This window comes from Streptomyces sp. Edi2 (assembly GCF_040253635.1).
Classification (GTDB): domain Bacteria; phylum Actinomycetota; class Actinomycetes; order Streptomycetales; family Streptomycetaceae; genus Streptomyces.
In genome coordinates this window covers 8,283,870-8,300,327 of sequence record NZ_JBEJGX010000003.1, presented here as the reverse complement: position 1 = coordinate 8,300,327, position 16,458 = coordinate 8,283,870, and the positions used below count along the sequence as shown (strand labels likewise).

Annotated in this window: 14 protein-coding genes; 5 read left to right on the top strand and 9 right to left on the bottom strand. The window is 70.5% G+C overall.

Translation table 11 applies throughout. The features are described from left to right. Positions 1–110: 110 nt before the first annotated feature. On the bottom strand, positions 111–1,187 hold the full coding sequence (locus ABR737_RS39650; protein WP_350255992.1) for a LacI family DNA-binding transcriptional regulator: 1,077 nt from the start codon (positions 1,185–1,187) through the stop codon (positions 111–113). 346 nt (positions 1,188–1,533) lie between these two features. Between ABR737_RS39650 and uriH the strand changes: the two genes are divergently transcribed. Together uriH and uriT are read left to right on the top strand one after the other, a co-directional pair. Next, complete coding sequence (gene uriH, locus ABR737_RS39645) at positions 1,534–2,481, top strand: uridine-preferring nucleoside hydrolase UriH (RefSeq protein ID WP_350255991.1); 948 nt, start codon at positions 1,534–1,536, stop codon at positions 2,479–2,481. Continuing rightward, a complete protein-coding gene (gene uriT / locus ABR737_RS39640; protein WP_350255990.1) occupies positions 2,478–3,920 on the top strand; it encodes a uridine transporter UriT in 1,443 nt (480 codons plus the stop codon). Before uriH ends, uriT begins: the two co-directional genes overlap by 4 nt. Before the next feature lie 217 nt (positions 3,921–4,137). On the opposite strand, the gene ABR737_RS39635 is transcribed toward uriT, so the two are convergent. After that, positions 4,138–5,277, bottom strand: a complete 1,140-nt coding sequence (locus tag ABR737_RS39635) for a baeRF2 domain-containing protein (RefSeq protein WP_350255989.1) — start codon at positions 5,275–5,277, stop codon at positions 4,138–4,140. 337 nt (positions 5,278–5,614) lie between these two features. Between ABR737_RS39635 and ABR737_RS39630 the strand changes: the two genes are divergently transcribed. The 3 genes from ABR737_RS39630 (at position 5,615) to ABR737_RS39620 (ending at position 8,192) form a co-directional block, all read left to right on the top strand. Next, a complete protein-coding gene (locus ABR737_RS39630) occupies positions 5,615–6,025 on the top strand; it encodes a DUF2795 domain-containing protein (protein WP_502964450.1) in 411 nt (136 codons plus the stop codon). A gap of 115 nt (positions 6,026–6,140) precedes the next feature. Continuing rightward, positions 6,141–6,623 (top strand): DUF5709 domain-containing protein, encoded by a 483-nt coding sequence (locus ABR737_RS39625; RefSeq protein WP_350255988.1) that lies wholly within the window; start codon positions 6,141–6,143, stop codon positions 6,621–6,623. Between the two features lie 261 nt (positions 6,624–6,884). Beyond that, positions 6,885–8,192 (top strand): NAD(P)/FAD-dependent oxidoreductase, encoded by a 1,308-nt coding sequence (locus tag ABR737_RS39620; RefSeq protein WP_350257105.1) that lies wholly within the window; start codon positions 6,885–6,887, stop codon positions 8,190–8,192. Positions 8,193–8,296: 104 nt separating this feature from the next. Here ABR737_RS39620 and ABR737_RS39615 read toward each other — a convergent pair whose 3' ends face one another. From ABR737_RS39615 to ABR737_RS39585, 7 genes are all read right to left on the bottom strand, one after another. Next, on the bottom strand, positions 8,297–8,707 hold the full coding sequence (locus ABR737_RS39615) for an Asp23/Gls24 family envelope stress response protein (RefSeq protein ID WP_350255987.1): 411 nt from the start codon (positions 8,705–8,707) through the stop codon (positions 8,297–8,299). 387 nt (positions 8,708–9,094) lie between these two features. After that, on the bottom strand, positions 9,095–9,523 hold the full coding sequence (locus tag ABR737_RS39610) for a hypothetical protein (protein WP_350255986.1): 429 nt from the start codon (positions 9,521–9,523) through the stop codon (positions 9,095–9,097). Between the two features lie 12 nt (positions 9,524–9,535). Beyond that, entirely contained in the window at positions 9,536–11,269 is a 1,734-nt protein-coding gene (ctaD, locus tag ABR737_RS39605) for an aa3-type cytochrome oxidase subunit I (protein WP_502964449.1), read from the bottom strand. A gap of 395 nt (positions 11,270–11,664) precedes the next feature. After that, positions 11,665–12,039: a DUF2267 domain-containing protein gene (locus ABR737_RS39600; protein ID WP_350255985.1), complete on the bottom strand. Its 375-nt coding sequence runs from the start codon at positions 12,037–12,039 to the stop codon at positions 11,665–11,667. 209 nt (positions 12,040–12,248) lie between these two features. Further along, the gene (locus ABR737_RS39595) at positions 12,249–13,370 is read right to left on the bottom strand and encodes an NADH:flavin oxidoreductase (protein WP_350255984.1); all 1,122 of its coding nucleotides are present in this window, start codon (positions 13,368–13,370) and stop codon (positions 12,249–12,251) included. A 188-nt stretch (positions 13,371–13,558) separates the two neighbouring features. Continuing rightward, on the bottom strand, positions 13,559–14,245 hold the full coding sequence (locus ABR737_RS39590) for a DUF5825 family protein (RefSeq protein WP_350255983.1): 687 nt from the start codon (positions 14,243–14,245) through the stop codon (positions 13,559–13,561). An 87-nt stretch (positions 14,246–14,332) separates the two neighbouring features. Beyond that, complete coding sequence (locus tag ABR737_RS39585) at positions 14,333–16,261, bottom strand: RiPP maturation radical SAM C-methyltransferase (RefSeq protein WP_350255982.1); 1,929 nt, start codon at positions 16,259–16,261, stop codon at positions 14,333–14,335. Positions 16,262–16,458 lie beyond the last annotated feature (197 nt).

Below are 16,458 nucleotides of genomic sequence, written 5' to 3'. Positions count from 1 at the left end.
CATCAGCTAACTGTCATCAGCTGAAGGGCGCGCCCTCAGCTGCGGCCGGCAGGACGTCCCCGCCGTCGCCGTCACGTCGCCATGACTGTCGCCGCCGCTGTGACGACTGGTCAGCCCCTGCGGGCCCGCGACACTTCAGCGCACGGCACCCCGGGCGCGCCGGTGGAGCCGGACACGCCGGGCGCGCCCACGGAGACACTGGAAGCCCGCACGACCAGCTCCGGTGCCAGCCGGACCGTGCGCCGCGCCCCGGGTTCCGCTCCGGCCGGGCCGCGGCTCAGCAGGCGGGCGGCTTCGGCGGCCAGTTCGCCGACCGGCTGGCGGACGGTGGTCAGCGCCGGGTCGGCGAGGCCCGCCAGCGGGATGTCGTCGAAGCCGGTGACCGCGACCTCGCCCGGTACCTCCGCGCCCAGCTGTCGCAGTCGCTGCAGCGCACCGGCGGCGACGAGGTCGTTGGCGCAGATCAGGGCATCCGGGCGGGACGGCCAGACGCGGTCGACGGCCGCCCGCCCCCACTCCACCGAGAAGTCGCCGAGTTCGATGCGCCCAGTGGCCGTGGGGTCCAGCGCCGCGGCCCCGGTCTCGTAGGCCGCGCGCCGTTCCACCGCCGCCGAAGCGGTCCCGGCCGCGCCGACGAAGCACGGGCGGCGGCGGCCGGTGGCAGCCAGGTGATCGAGCACCAGCGCCATACCGGCCGCGTTGTCGACGGCGACGGAGTCGGCGACACCGGGTCCGCAGCCGCGGTCGAGCAGCACCAGCGGCACCCGGGCGGCCGCACCGGCCACCGCTTCCCGGCTGCGCCGCTCGTCGACGGGTATCAGCAGCAAGGCGTCGACCTGCCGCCCCAGGAAGGCGTGGATCCGGGCCGCCTCGGTCACCGGGTCGTCGTCGCAGTCGGCGAGGAGGACGGCCCGCCCCTCGGCGTGCAGGGCGTGCTCCAGCTCCCGGACGAGGGAGGGGAAGAACGGGTTGGTGATCTGCGGCAGCACCAGCCCGACGGTGCCGGTGGAACGGCTGCGCAGGGCCCGGGCCACCTGATTGGGCCGGTAGCCCAGGCGCTCCGCCGCCGCGCGTACGGTGCGTGCGGTCTCGGCGCCGACCGGTCGGGTGCCGGCCAGGACACGGGAGACCGTGGCAATGGAGCAGCCCGACGCCAGCGCGACATCCCTCAACGTGACTTCGGCCACCGTCTCCCGGCTCCCTTCGTTCGGCCCGCCCGAACCGGAGGGAGCATACGCCCCCTTGTTCACCCGGCAAACGTTGTCCCGTCGAAGGCGGCCCCCCCGGCCGTCACCCCAGCTCTTCGTCCCGATAACGTCCGGATGGCCAGAGATTGAACCATTGACAACCCGCGGGCCCATGGGTCAAGTTTCCGGAGAACGTTTTCCATGCTGCTCGCTCGCCGGCTGACTCCACGCCCGGGCTCACCATGGGTGACCGCCGGGCGCGCTGTGCGCCGGACCCCATACCGGCCCGCACACACCACACCTTCATCACCGCTTTTCCGAGCAGCAGAGCAAAGGGGCTCCTCCGTTGGCCAGAAAGATCATCCTCGACTGCGACCCGGGGCATGACGATGCGATCGCCATGCTCCTGGCACATGGCAATCCCGACGTCGAGCTGGTCGCCGTGACGACCGTGGTCGGGAACCAGACGCTGGAGAAGGTGACCCGCAACGCCCTGTCCGTGGCGCGCATCGCCGGGATCACGGGCGTGCCCTTTGCCGCCGGCTGCCCGCGTCCGCTGGTGCGGGCCATCGAGACGGCGCCGGACATCCACGGCGAGACCGGTCTCGACGGCCCGGACCTGCCCGAGCCGGCCTTCGAGCTGGACCGCCGGCATGCGGTGGACCTGATCATCGACACGGTGATGTCCCACGAGCCCGGCGAGATCACCATCGTCCCGACCGCGGGCCTGACGAACATCGCCCTGGCCGTACGCAAGGAGCCGCGGATCGCCGAGCGGGTCCGCGAGGTCGTCCTGATGGGCGGCGGCTACCACGAGGGCAACTGGAGCGCGGTCGCCGAGTTCAACATCATCATCGACCCCGAGGCCGCGCACATCGTCTTCAACGAGCGCTGGCCGGTGACCATGGTCGGCCTGGATCTGACGCACCAGGCGCTGGCCACCCCGGCCGTCGAGGAGAAGATCGCCGCCGTCGGCACGGCGCCTGCCCGCTTCGTCCTGGAGCTGCTGGACTTCTTCCGCGAGGCCTACCGCGAGAACCAGGGCTTCGACCACCCGCCGGTGCACGACCCGTGCGCGGTCGCCTACGTCATCGACCCGGAGGTCATGACCGTACGCAAGGCCCCGGTGGACATCGAGCTGCGCGGTGCGCTGACGGTCGGGATGACCGTGACGGACTTCCGCGCGCCCGCCCCCGAGGACTGCACCACCCAGGTGGCGGTCAAGCTCGACCACGAGCGGTTCTGGAACCTCGTCGTGGACGCGCTCGAGCGGATCGGTGACGTCGAGGCATGAACGTTTCCACCACCCCGCGTCCCGCCGAGGCGACGGACGGCGGCGGGTCCGGCGTCCGGATAGGCGTCCTGGTCGCGGCGCTCCTCGCGGCGTGCTTCGCCTTCCAGCTCAACGCCAGCATGCTCAGCCCCGCGCTGAAGAACATCGAGGACTCCCTCGGCGCCAGTTCCGCCGAGATCGGCCTCACCCAGACCGCGTTCTTCACCTCGGCGGCGCTGTTCTCCCTGTTCCTCCCGCGGCTGGGCGATGTCATCGGCCGCCGCCGGGTACTGGCCGGCATGCTCGGCCTGATGGTCGTCGGATGTGTGGTCGCCGCGCTGGCCACCAGCGTGCCGATGCTGTTCGCCGGCCGGGTCATCCAGGGTGTCAGCGGTCCGGTCGTCCCGTTGTGTCTGATCATGCTGCGGGTCGAGGTGAAGGAGCCGAAGCGGTACGGCACCCTGCTCGGCGTGATCACCGCCGTCAACGGCGGGATCGCCGGTGTCGACTCCCTCGCGGGCGGCTACCTCGCCGACCGGCACGGTTTCGGGTCGGTCTTCTGGGCGATGGCGGCCGTTGCGGCCCTGGCCACCGTGCTGGTCGCCACCCTGACGCCCGAGTCGAAGTCGCCGGCGGCGACCCGTATGGACTGGCCCGGGGTCGCGCTGCTCGTCGTCTCCGTGGGCTCGCTGCTGATCGCGCTCAACGAGGCGGGCAAGCTGGCGGCCGCCGACTGGCCGCTGATCGCCGTCCTCCTCGTCTTGTCCGCGGCCGCCTTCGCGCTGTTCTGGCGGACCGAGAACCGCACCGGCCACCCGCTGGTCGCGACCCGGCACCTCAAGCAGCGCGCGACCTGGGCGACCCTGCTGACCACGGTGCTCACCATGACCGGTGTGTTCGCCGTCATGAACGGGCTGATCCCGGCGTTCGCCCAGGACGCCCAGGCCGGTCTCGGGATGAGCGCCGAGGCCTCCGCGTGGTGGACGCTGTCGCCGTACGCGCTCGCCGGACTGGCCATGGGGCCGCTGGCCGGCCGCCTCGCGGCCACGTTCGGCTACGGCCGCATCCTGCGGTGCGGCCTGGCCGGGTCGGTGGCGACGGTGGTGCTGATGCTGCTCACCATGCACAGTCATTCGCAGGTCCTGCTGCTGGTGACGTCCGTCCTGGTGGGCATCGCCTACGCGGGTGTGGCGAACATCGTCCTCAACGGGCTGGGCATCGTCCTCTCCCCCGCCGAGAACCCGGGCTTCCTGCCGGGCCTCAACGCGGGCGCGTTCAATCTCGGCGCGGGGCTCAGCTTTGCGCTCCTCTACGCGGTCAAGACCGCCGCCACCCCGGCGGACCCGTCGTCACCCGGTGGCTACACCGCGGGCATGATCGCGGGCGTGGCCATCCTCGCCGCGGCCATTGCGACGTCCTTCCTGATCCCGAAGCCGGTGGCCGCCGAAGCCCAGGACTGAGGCACCCGCCTGCTCTTGCCCCGCCGCCCGCCGACCGGACTCCGGTCGGCGGGCGGTGTGGTGCCGGCGTCCCGGGTACGGCGCACGGGAGAGGTAGTACCGGTGTCTCCGGTACGGCGCACGGGAGAAGTAATGCGGCGTCTCCGGTACGGCGCACGGGAGAGGTGATGCGGCGTCTCCGGTACGGCGCGCCGAGAGGAGGCACCCGGCAGCCGGATCACTGCGGCCCCGTTTCCACCGTCCCCCGCAGGATGGCGCCGAGCCCGCCGGTCGGTGCACGGTCGGGGTCCCGGACCACCACGACATCCGCCCCTGTCGCGGCCGCCGACCGCACCAGCGCGTCATCCGCCCGTGCGACCGCGGGATGTTCCTCTCCCAGGTACGACAACTCCGTTCCGCGTACGGCGAGTTGGTCGGCGTCGGAGCCCACCCAGACCTGCCGGGCGATGTCCGAGCCGTGCGGGCTGACCAGCAGGGTGTCGATCCGGTGTTCCCGCGCCGCCTCGATCAGGGCGGGGATACCGGCCGCGGCGTGCGGGGCGCTCTCGTTCCCCGGCCCGGCGCCGGTGCGGAAGCGGTCCGCCACCTGCGCGATATGTTCGCGCTCGCAGTCCGCTCTGACCTGGGCGATGTCCCGGTCCACCAGGGCGCTCTCGGCACCGGGCGCACGCCCGCCGTGGGAGCTCTCGTAGGTGAGGGCACGCAGCGGTTCGGGCAGCTTCTCGTGCACCAGATGGCGTTCGCGCGCCTCCCCGACCAGGACGACGGCCTCGGCACCGCTCTCCTCGAAGGCCTCGCGCACCGCGTCGGCGATCTCGCCGGCGTTGTGTTCCCAGGTGTTCTCCGTCTTGGTCCGGACGTGGCGTTCGGACGGGTCGCCCGAGGCGGTGCGGGGCAGAGGTGATGCGGCGCGGCTGTGCCGGCCGGTGGGCCCGGCGCCCCGTTCGCCGACGAGGGCGAAGTCCGCCCCGGCCCGGTCGAGACGGACCACGAGGCAGATGGGGTCGTCCCCGATGGCCGCCAGCAAGGGGGTAACCCTGGGCACCGGGCCCCAGGCGGCGAAGGGGGTGGCCGGGGCCCCCGGGAGCGGGGTGTCGAGCACGATCTCACCGTGGGCGGCGAACAACACCCGTCCGGCATGTGCCCCGCGAACGCCCTCCCGCGGCGTGAGCAGGGCCTCGTGCACGGCACCGCAGGTGGCCTCGTCCGCGCCGAGCGCGAACAGCTGCGCCGTGGTGGCACTCGCCGGCAACTCCTGCTGTTTTGCGGCGTCCTCGGCGCTGAGCGGGACGGTGGCATAGACGGATGCCCAGGGGCCTGGCCGGTTGATGACCGGTTTCAGGAGCGAGAGTCGCATGGCGCTGCCTCCTTGGCTTCCTCGGTTTCCGCGGATTCTCCCGTGGAGGTGGGCTGTCATCGGTGTGCGGCCGATGTCATCGGTATGCCGTTAGGGAACTGCCGTTATGGAGCTGGGTGCCTTACGAATTCCCGTTCCCGAAAGCCGTATGCATGGCGGGCATATGCATCTGCCGTCACGTTCCGCGCACGCCCGGATGATTTCCGTGTGCACAGGGGAATAAGGCACCGCCGGGTTGTACAGGGAGCCGTCGGGTTGTTAGGGCTGGGGGACCAGGGAAACTGGGAGTAACGCGTCGGGTCTGTACGACTCGTAGAGCCGGAGGCACCCCATGGTCATGGAACACGGCACGGACAAGACCGGCCCCGCCCGGGATGACGTGATGAAGAAGCAACTACGGGGGCAATTGACGGCGGAGCGCTCCCTGCGGACCGATGAGGAGCACGAACTCCAGCCGGCCGGAGAGGACCAGCCGGTGGCGGCGTGGTCCCCCGAGAGCGACTTCAGGGGCGGCACGCCGAGCGGGATGAGCGAGCGGGATGTCGGGCTGCGTTCCGAACTCGCCCAGCACCTGGGGCGGAGCCTGTATCCGGCCGACAAGTACGCGATCATCGAAACCCTGCGGCGGAACAACGCTCCGGACCGGCTGGTCGCGATGGCCGAGCGGCTGCCCGCACACGAGCGGTTCGGCAATGTGCAGAGCATCGCCGAGGCCGTCGGCATCGCGACCGAACACCGACGCGCCTGAAGCGGCGGGGCGCCTCCTGGCGCTGCCGTGAGACGCCAGGAGGCGGACAATCGGTTGTACACGCACCTGCCGCACCCCGCGGCCGGGCCGGCGAAGGCGGAGAAGGAGGGCGGTTATGTCCGACGACGCAATGGGCGACGAGGTCTATCAGCCGCCCAGATCCGATCCCCAGGACAACCCCAACGACCTCGACATGGAGGACGCCCTGGACGAGCCGGATCTCGACGAGACGCTGGACACGGGCTATTCGCCTCCGGAGCGTCCCTTCGTGGTGAACCACGAGGGGACCACCGCGCGGGAGCTGCACGACCGCGACACGCTCGACCACCGGCTGGCGGTGGAGGTACCGGACGTCTGCGCGCCCGACGGCGACGGCATCGGCGACCTGCCGGACGGGGTGGGGGAACCGACGGACCTCGAATGCGGCGAGGAGCGGGCCGGCCGGCTCGTGGGCTCCGACGAGGGGTTCTGGCGCGGGGGAAGCAATGACATCGCCGCCCGGGACGTCGGGATCGACGGCGGCGCCGCCTCGGCGGAGGAGGCGGCGGTGCATATCGCGCGGGACAATGCGGGGGACGGGGAACGGGAGAGCGGCTGATTGCCCGCAGGGGTCGCCTTCGGGTTGCCGCGGGAACTCCTCTCGGGTTGCCCGCGGGGATCCCGCTCCGGCCGGACATCGGAGCACCACGACACCACCATGTGTATCCGGCCGCTCACCGGTTAACCGACAGGGCACCACACGCTCGGTGTACCTGCGCCGGCCGTCCGCTCGCACCGGACCGCGACCGCCGCGCCCGGCCCGGCGCCGGAACACCCCTCGACCGCAGGAGTCCACGTGCAGCGACGTCGTCCTCGGATCGTGATCGTCGGAGCCGGTTTCGCCGGGTTCGCATGCGCCCGTACGCTCTCCCGGCTTGCCAGGGGAGCCGCCGAGATCGTGCTCCTCAACCCCCATGACTACTTTCTGTATGTGCCGCTGCTGCCGGAAGTGGCGGCCGGAATCCTCGAACCCCGCCGGGTCGCGGTATCGCTCACCGGGAACCTGCCGGGCACCCGGCTCGTCCTCGGGCAGGCCCACGACGTGGACCTCGATGCCCGTCAGGTCCACTACACCGACCCCGAGGGCGAGAAGGGCGCGCTGTCCTACGACCGGCTGGTCCTGACGGTCGGCAGCGTCAACAAGCTGCTTCCCGTCCCCGGCGTCGCCGAGCATGCCCACGGTTTCCGCGGGATGCCCGAAGCGCTGTACCTGCGCGACCACGTCACCCGCCAGATCGAACTGGCCGGTGCGGCCGAGGACCCGGCCGAACGATCCGCCAGGACCACCTTCGTGGTGGTGGGTGCCGGATACACCGGAACCGAAGTCGCCGCCCATGGAGTGCTGTTCAGCGATGCGCTGGCCCGGCAGAACACGGGGCTGAAGGACGGTCCACGCCCCCGCTGGCTGCTGCTGGACGTCGCCGACCGGCTGCTGCCCGGGCTCGACGCACGGCTGTCGCACACCGCCGACCGGGTCCTGCGCTCCCGTGGCGTCGATGTCCGCACCCGCACCTCCGTCAAGGAAGCCACCGCCGACGGGGTGCTGCTCGACGACGGCGAGTTCATCCACAGCCGTTCCCTGATCTGGTGTGTGGGCGTACGGCCCGACCCGCTGGTCGACTCGTTGGGGCTGCCCACCGACAAGGGGCGCCTGTGCGTGGACAAGTTCCTGGGCGTGCCCGGCCGGCCGGAGGTGTTCGCCTGCGGTGACGCGGCGGCCGTCCCTGACCTGACGCGCCCCGGCGAGGTGACGCCGATGACCGCCCAGCACGCCCAGCGGCAGGGCAAGGTCGCTGCGCACAATGTCGCGGCGTCCTGCGGCCAGGGTTCACGGCGCGCTTACGAGCACCGTGACCTGGGGTTCATGGTCGACCTGGGCGGTGCGCAGGCAGCGGCGAACCCCCTGCATCTCCCGATCTCCGGCCCCCTCGCCGCAGCCGTCACCCGCGGCTATCACCTGATGGCGATGCCGGGCAACCGGGTCAGGGTGGCCGCCGACTGGTTCCTGGAAGCCGTGCTGCCGCGCCATGGCGTTGAGCTGGGGCTGCTCAGTTCCTGGTCCGTGCCGCTGGACACGGAAGCCCCCGAACTGCCGCGCCTGCCCGGAGGCAAGTCCGCCACGACGTAAGGGGGCCTTCCCGTAAGGGGGCTTGGCTTTCACGTAGGGGGCTTTCACGTAGGGGGCTTTCACAGGCCCCTCAAAGGCCTCTCCTCTACTGCACGGCCTCTCCCCTACTGCACCCGTTCCTCTTCCTCCTCTTCGGGGAGCCACACATCGCTCACCCCGATATTGACCTCCACGACCTGGAGGCCGGTCATCCCCTCGACCGCGGAGATCACGTTCTGACGCACAGCTCTGCCCACCTGGGGGATGACCTCGCCGTAATCGACGACGATGTCCAGGTCGACCGCAGCCTGCTTCTCGCCGACTTCGACCTTGACGCCGTGCACGGTGGTCGTGCCTCCGCCGGGTACGCGTTTGCGCAGGGCTCCCACCGATCTCGAAAATCCGCTGCCGAGGGCATGAACCCCGATCGATTCAGCGGCTGCCAGATAGGCAATTTTGGCGACCACACCGTCGGCGATGGTCGTCCGCCCCAGGTTCCCGGTGTTCCGCGCCCCGCGCTCTGCGGACTCGGTCATCGCGCCTCACCTCTTCGCTCCATCGAGGGGAAGTCTTCGGACCCTCTCTTCACGCTATGGCCGTACGGGTGACGCTGCCTCCCGAAGCGGGGCGGGACGGGGCGGCTCGGGGTACGCACCTGTACCCCGGCGCCGCCCCGCGCTTTGCCGTTCCGGCAAGGAGATTTGTCCGCTCGCGCACGCTCGGCGAGCCCTTGTTCCTCGGCATGCGCCTGGAGAATCCGTACTGTCCGGGGCCCCGGGGCCCGCCCGGGGAGGCACCCGGCCCGGCGCGACCGGTGCCGAGGGCTGACGCCGACCGCCGGGCCGCCCCGCTGGGCCGGTCTCCCGCGGGGTCGGCCGAGACCGATTCCCGGCCACGCGCTCCCTGCCGGGTCGCGGCTCCGCTCAGCAGGCCGCCAGCAGCAGGACGTTCAGCAGTACCAGGGCCGCCAGCAGGGCCAACGCTGCTGCCAGGACACGGCGTTTGAGGCAGTCATAGCGCTGCTGGTACTCCCGGCGGAGCTGGAGTGCCCGGCCGGCGATACGGGTGACGGCCCGCTGCGAGAGATCGAGCTGGCGCAGGGCCAAGAGGCGCACCAGCTCTTGCCGTTGGGCAGTGGTCGGCCAGTCGAGGGCGTCGACGAAGGCTTCGGCCTCGGCGCGGGCGCGGTCCGTCTCCGCCTGCCACAGCAGATACCCCTCGATGCCGGCGATACCCGCCTGGACGGTGCGACTGTCCGGCGTGCGGCGGTCCGGAGTGTCGCCGTCCGGCGCGTCGCCATCCGGCGTGTCGCTGTTCGGCGTGCGCCGGCCCGGCGTGCGGTGGTCGGTCATGGCGTACCCCGCTCAGCGCGGCTCGTCCCCCGAAGGGCGGTCGGTACGAGCGGGCACTTCCGGTGCGGCCACGTCGCGCCGCGCGCCCTTCCTGGCCTCTTCCAGGGCGGCGACGTCGGGGTGATGCAGGTCGAAGGCCGGCGACTCGGAGCGGATCCGGGGCAGGGTGGTGAAGTTGTGCCGCGGCGGCGGGCACGAGGTGGCCCACTCCAGGGAGCGGCCGTAGCCCCACGGGTCGTCGGCCGCTTGCTTCGGGGCATACTTGGCCGTTTTCCAGACGTTGTAGACGAACGGCAGCACCGAGAGACCCAGCAGAAACGCACCGATGCTGGAGATCGTGTTCAGCGTGGTGAAACCATCGGACGCCAGATAATCCGCATAGCGGCGCGGCATGCCTTCGACTCCCAGCCAGTGCTGGATGAGGAAGGTGAGATGGAAACCGATGAACAGGGTCCAGAAGTGGATTTTGCCGAGCCGTTCGTCGAGCATTCTGCCGGTGAACTTGGGCCACCAGAAGTAGAACCCGGCAAACATCGCGAAGACCACGGTGCCGAATACGGTGTAGTGGAAGTGGGCGACGACGAAGTACGAGTCGGAGACGTGGAAGTCCATCGGCGGTGAGGCCAGCAGGACGCCGGTCAGGCCGCCGAAGAGGAAGGTCACCAGGAACCCGATCGACCAGAGCATGGGGGTCTCGAAGGACAGCGAGCCGTGCCACATCGTGCCGACCCAGTTGAAGAATTTCACCCCGGTCGGGACCGCGATGAGGAAGGACATGAAGGAGAAGAACGGCAGAAGTACCGCGCCCGTCACGAACATGTGGTGCGCCCAGACCGTGACCGACAGCCCCGCGATGGAGATCGTCGCCGCGATCAGTCCGATGTATCCGAAAATGGGCTTACGGCTGAAGACGGGGAGGATCTCGGTGACGATGCCGAAGAAGGGCAGCGCGATGATGTACACCTCGGGGTGGCCGAAGAACCAGAAGAGGTGCTGCCACAACAAGGAGCCCCCGTTCGCGGGGTCGAAGACATGGGCACCGAATTTCCGGTCCGCCTCCAGCACCAGCAGCGCGGCGGCCAGCACGGGAAAGGCGAGCAGCACCAGCACGGCCGTCAGCAGGATGTTCCAGGTGAAGATCGGCATCCGGAACATCGTCATGCCGGGCGCGCGCATACAGATGATCGTCGTGATGAAGTTGACCGACCCCAGGATGGTGCCGAAACCGGAGAAGGCCAGGCCCATCACCCACAGGTCGCCGCCGATTCCGGGGGTGTGGAGGGGGCCGGACAGCGGGGTGTAGGCGGTCCAGCCGAAATCGGCGGCCCCGTCGGGTGTGATGAAGGCGCTCAGGGCGATCAGTGAGCCGAACAGGTAGAGCCAGTAGGCGAACATATTGAGCCGCGGGAAGGCCACGTCGGGCGCGCCGATCTGCAGCGGCATGATCCAGTTCGCGAATCCGGCGAACAGCGGAGTCGCGAACATCAGCAGCATGATGGTGCCGTGCATCGTGAAGGCCTGATTGAACTGCTCGTTCGAGAGAATCTGCAGCCCCGGGCGGGCAAGCTCCGCCCGGATCGCGAGCGCCAGAACTCCGCCGACCATGAAGAACCCGAACGACGTGCCCAGATAGAGCGTGCCGATCGTCTTGTGGTCGGTGGTCGTCAGCCAGTCCACCACCACGCGTCCGGCATTCCGCCGCCGCTTGACCAGTTGCAGGGATTCCGTCTGCTGAACGGCTGTCACGGTCCGCACTCCTCATCGCCCGCGGTCGCCCCCTCGCCGGGCTGACGGTTACAGACACCTCGGAAGACACCAAAGAGGCTCGCCGCCGCAGGCCATCAGTCACACCAAGGAAAGAACGCGGGCCGCGGACCGCGGCGCGGTGCATTTCGCTCCCGTGCGGTCAGGCGGCGAGCCGGGGAAAGAGCGCTTCGGCGTTGCCGCGGCTGTACGGCGGCGGGTGGTCACGCTCTGCACCTCGCGCGGGGCGGACGGCACTCCGCGCACCCACCTCCGCGCGCCTCCCCCCACACCTGCCACCGCGCACCTGCCGCCGGCGCAACGATTCCCGGCCGGGCCATTAGCCAATTGCCCGCTGGTCCGTCAGCCGGTTGCCGGGCCGGCCGACCCGTCAGTTGTCAGCCGGTCTCCACCAACTGCACGTACTTCTTCCCGAGTTGCGACATGGCGTGGTCGAACTCCTTCTGCGAGATGGCCTCGTGCAGCGTACCGAGCACCGCGCGGAGGCCGCGGCCGGCTTCCGGCCGGGTCAGGCCCGTGCGCTCCCGCACCCTGCGGATCGACTCGTCCGGCCCGAAGGTCTCCGTCTCGCCGCTCCCCCGCTGGAGCGAGTCACGCAGGGACTCGGGAAGTTCGAGGGCCAGATCGCGGACTTCGCCGTTGCTGAGCCGAACACCGAGTGTCTCGAGAGTGGCACGGGTGAGATCGGCCGCTTCCTGCCGCGAGAGTCCCGTTCGAACCGCCACCAGCTGGAAGAACTCCTTGTCGTCCATGCGAGCCTCCACATCGGAATCGAGGGGTGGGCGAGGGAGGCAGCCTCACCCACCACCTTGCCACGCCCGCATCCCCCGTGCGAGGCACCGCAAGGCCACCCCTCGTGGGCGGTGGATCACCCACCAGCACCGGACACCCGGTGTGACTGTGTGACCACCAAACGTGCCCGGCCCTGGTTGCCTCACCGCCCCTTCCGCACCGCGCCGCGTCAGCTCAGCGTCTGCAGCATCGATACCTGGAACGGCTGGAGTTCGCCGGTGCGGCCTTCGAAGACCTTGGCCGCCCACTCCGGGTCACCGAGCAGGGCCCGTCCGACGGCCACCAGGTCGAACTCGTCCCGCTCCATCCGGTCCAGCAGCCGGTCGATACCGGTGACGCCTGCCTGTTCGGCCCGGAACGTCCCCATGAACTCGTTGTCGAGACCGACGGAGCCGACGCTGACCGTCGGCTTGCCGGAGAGCTTCTTGACCCACCCGGCGAGGTTGAGGTCCGAGTCCTCGTACTCCGGCAGCCAGTAGCGGCGCGTCGAGCAGTGGAAGGCGCTGACCCCCGCGTCACTGAGCGGCCCCACGATCGCCTGGAGCTCGTCCGGGGTCTCGGCCAGACGCGCTTCGTAGTTGCCCATCTTCCACTGGGACATCCGGAAGAGGACCGGGAAGTCCGGTGACACCGCCGCCCGGCAGGCCGCCACGATCTCGGCGGCGAAGCGCGTACGGGCACGGAGGCTGCCGCCGTACGCGTCGGTGCGCCGGTTGGTGCCCGACCACAGGAACTGGTCGATCAGGTAGCCGTGGGCACCGTGCAGCTCGACCCCGTCGAAGCCCAGGCGTTCGGCTGCCGCGGCCCCGTCGGCGAACGCCGCGATGACGTCGTCGAGGTCCCGCTGGTTCATGGTGTGACCGGACGGGGTGCCGTCCACGGTCATGCCGGACGGGCCGGAGGGCGGGGCGTCCGGGAACGGCGGCGCGCCTGCGGTGCGGGCCATGCCCACGTGCCACAGCTGCGGCATGATCGTCCCGCCCGCCGCATGCACCGCCCGGACGACGCGCTCCCAGCCGGCGAGGGCGTCCTCGCCGTGGAATCGCGGCACGGCGCCACTGGTCCCGGCGGCCGCGTGATCGACGTAGGTGCCCTCGGTGATGATCAGCCCGGTCCCGCCGGCGGCCCGGCGCGCGTAATAGTCCGCGACATCGGCACCCGGGACGCCGCCCGGCGAGAACTCACGGGTCATCGGTGCCATGGCTATCCGGTTCGGCACGGTGAGGCCGCCCAGGGTGAAGGGGCGGGAGAGCACCTGGGCCGCCCGGGCGGCGGAATCGCTGGAATGCACGTGGGGACTCCTAGGACGAGAATGCGGTCGCGGAGCGCCACGGACGGACGCTCCGCTGTACGCAACACGCGAGAACGGAGCCTTCATCCGCTTTCGGCTGTCGTCTGCGCCACAGTGCTCGCCGGCTTGCCCCGGCAGTGGCCGCCAGGGCTCGCCGTTCCGGCCGGGCGCGGGCCGCGCAGAAGCCCTCAAATGGCCATCGCCTCCTGGATCCACCGGTTCACCCGGTACGGCAGCCACCACAGCAGCGGCCCGGTACGGGAGACCAGGCGCTCCTCGAGGAAGTCGGCGGCGATCGCCTCGGGGACGGCCGACAGCGGCGCGCCGTAGGCCAGTTGGCCGATCGCCTCCCGGTACGCGGACTCGTCCGTGGTGAAGCGGCGCAGATGGCCCCACCGGCGGTCACGGATCTGGACGAAGCCGGGGCCCTGGCGCCAGACGCACTTGCAGAGGTAGTGCTCGTCGCGCCACCGGGAGAGCGCGGCCGCCTCGTCGGCGGGGCCACTGAGGGTCCTGGGCGGCTGGAGGTGGCAGAGCTCGCGCCAGCCGTCCACGGGCTCGGCCGGCAGGCGCAGCTGCCACTGGACGAGCACGGCGCGTGCCGTCAGATCACGGATCAGGCACAGCTGCCGGACCGCATGCGCGGCGGCGTCCGGGGCGGCGTCGGGGTCGTCGACGGTGGTCAGGTCGATCTCCCCGGCGAGCCGCACCCGCCGTACCCCCAGCTCCCACAGCCGGGCGGCGTGCTTCTCCGGCGGTCCGGCCAGGTCGAGCTCGCCCAGGCTCATGCCGGGCAGGGTGCAGGCGTCCTCGTCGTAGTCCCGCCATGCGGCGAGCGTCAGAGCCCGGGGGGCGGGGGTGGTGGTGCAGGTCATGGATGTCTCCTCGTGGGCCGGACGGCGTCAGGGCTTTGCGGACAGCCCCTGAGGGCTGCCCCGTAGTCCCTTAGCGGCAGACACCCCCTAGGCGTGGACGACGTCTCGGGATGCGTCCGGTGTCTCGTGGCGGGCGGGCGCGGCGTGGCGGTGGCGCATGAAGTCGAGCCGCAGCAGGTCCTCGTTGACGGCCGCCGGCGCCAGGTGGACGTACTGCCCGCCGTCGGTGAAGACCAGCCCGAGCGTCACCCAGCGCTGGAGGAGGGTGTGCACCGCCGCGGCGTCGAGCGGCTGGCCGGGCAGCCGTGCGGCGAGCTTGCGGGTCAGAGCGGCGGGGGCGTGCGGCTGGTCGAGCAGCTTGAAGGCCGCGATCTCCGCGGGCTCGGTGAGCTCCATGGTTCCCCAGTCGAAGGCGCGTCTGCGGCTGACCAGCACGATGCGGTCACCGAGGTCGGTGTGGGTGAGCCTGCTGTCCACGTGGTGTTTGCGCCAGGCGCCCAGGGCGTCGTTGAGGGAGGTGACGGTGGGTTCCCCGATGCCGCGTTCGGGTGCCTCGAAGACATAGGCCAGGTCGTACAGTTCAGACTCGGGCAGGTCGTAGGTGAAGCGGTAGTGCTCCTCGGGCCGCAGACCGGTGAAGCCGAGTTCGGGCCGGTTGAAGTACGGGCTGAAGCGTTCGATGGCGATGCGGGCGGAGAGGTCGACCGGCGGGTCGAGGTGTTCCAGGGCGGGCAGCTGGGCGATGACCGGCTCGTAGTCGGCGGCGGTCTCGCCGGGGAAGCCGTGGAGGTAGTTCCAGGAGACCGAGAGCCCGGTCTCGGCTCCGTCGCGGAGCATCCGGACGTTCTGGCAGCCGCTCACCCCCTTGTCCATCAGGTCGAGCACCCGGCTGTTGAGGCTTTCGATGCCCGGCTGGACGTAGATCATCCCGGCGTCGGCGAGGGTGCGCAGCTGGGTGCGGCGCATATTGGCCTTGATCTCGATGTGCAGGCGCAGGTCGTAGCCGCTGTCGATGAGGCGGGGCAGGACGGTGTTGAGGTAGCCCATGTCGAGGATGTTGTCGACGACGTACATGTCCAGCACGCGGTGGCGGCGTGCCAGGTCCATGATCTCTTCGTAGAAGGTCTCCGGGCTCTTGCTGCGGAACTGCATGAAGGAGCCGTTGAGGCCGCAGAAGGTGCAGTGGTGCTTCTCCCCCCACCAGCAGCCGCGGGCCCCTTCGACCACGAGTTTGGGTTCCACCCAGTTGCGGGCGACGGAGGACGCCAGCCGCTCGAAGTAGCCGCTGTAGTCGGGCGGGAGGATGGTGGCGGGCGGCAGCGGGCTGGGGCTCATCGGGTTGGCGGTGCTGGTGCCGTCGGGGCTCCGGTGGCACAGCCCGGGGACGGCGGACAGGTCGCCGCCCTCGTCGAGGGCGGTGAGCAGCTGGGGGAAGACGGCTTCGCCCTCGCCGCGGACCACGAAGTCCAGGAAGGGGAAGTTGCGGTGGCCGGCCGCGCCCTGTTCGGCGTCGCAGTTGGCGCCGCCCATCACGGTTTTGATGTGCGGGGCGAGGCGTTTGACGTACTTGGCGGCGGCGAGCGCGGCGGTGTTCTGCTGGAAGGTGGAGGTGAAGCCGACGACATCGGGCCCGGCCGCGACGATCCGCTCGGCGGTCTCCTGGACGAACTCCGGTACCACGCGGTGCAGTTCGTGGGACATCCGCAGCCGCTCCTCGCGCAGCTTGCCGCGCATCGAGGCGCGGAACTCCGCTACCCGCCACTCGGGATCGTCGTAGAGGGCGGAGGAGAACACCCAGTCGCCGCATCCCATGAAGTAGGAGGAGAGCGCATAGAACTGGTAGTCGTCCGCGGTGAACTCGGTACGCCGGGTGATCCAGTCGGTGAACTCCAGGTTGGCGTGCAGGACATCGGCATGGCCGGAGGTGCGCTCGTCGACGCTGCGCCGGAGGATTCCGAGTGCGAGGGACGGGAGGTCGATCGGTGACCAGGGCATGTTGACCAGCAGGACGCGCATGTCGGCTCCTCGTAGGCGGCGGGGTGGGAGGGGAGGCGGCCACGGCCGGCGGCCGGCCGGTGACGTGCGGCGGTCCGGCCGGCCCGGTGGTGCACCGGGCCGGCCGGGGAGGGTCAGTCCTCCTCGGTGTCCTCCGCGTTACGGAACGGGACGGTCACCGTGATGCCGATGCCCGGCTTGCGGTTCTCCTCGTCACC

Coding starts and splice junctions, on each gene's coding strand:
- ABR737_RS39600 (WP_350255985.1), bottom strand. CDS start 12,039: ATGGACGACAAGGAGTTCTTCCAGCTGGTGGCGGTTCGAACGGGACTC.
- ABR737_RS39625 (WP_350255988.1), top strand. CDS start 6,141: ATGTCCGACGACGCAATGGGCGACGAGGTCTATCAGCCGCCCAGATCC.
- ABR737_RS39635 (WP_350255989.1), bottom strand. CDS start 5,277: ATGCGACTCTCGCTCCTGAAACCGGTCATCAACCGGCCAGGCCCCTGG.
- ABR737_RS39585 (WP_350255982.1), bottom strand. CDS start 16,261: ATGCGCGTCCTGCTGGTCAACATGCCCTGGTCACCGATCGACCTCCCG.
- ABR737_RS39630 (WP_502964450.1), top strand. CDS start 5,615: ATGGAACACGGCACGGACAAGACCGGCCCCGCCCGGGATGACGTGATG.
- uriT (WP_350255990.1), top strand. CDS start 2,478: ATGAACGTTTCCACCACCCCGCGTCCCGCCGAGGCGACGGACGGCGGC.
- ABR737_RS39615 (WP_350255987.1), bottom strand. CDS start 8,707: ATGACCGAGTCCGCAGAGCGCGGGGCGCGGAACACCGGGAACCTGGGG.
- ABR737_RS39590 (WP_350255983.1), bottom strand. CDS start 14,245: ATGACCTGCACCACCACCCCCGCCCCCCGGGCTCTGACGCTCGCCGCA.
- ABR737_RS39610 (WP_350255986.1), bottom strand. CDS start 9,523: ATGACCGACCACCGCACGCCGGGCCGGCGCACGCCGAACAGCGACACG.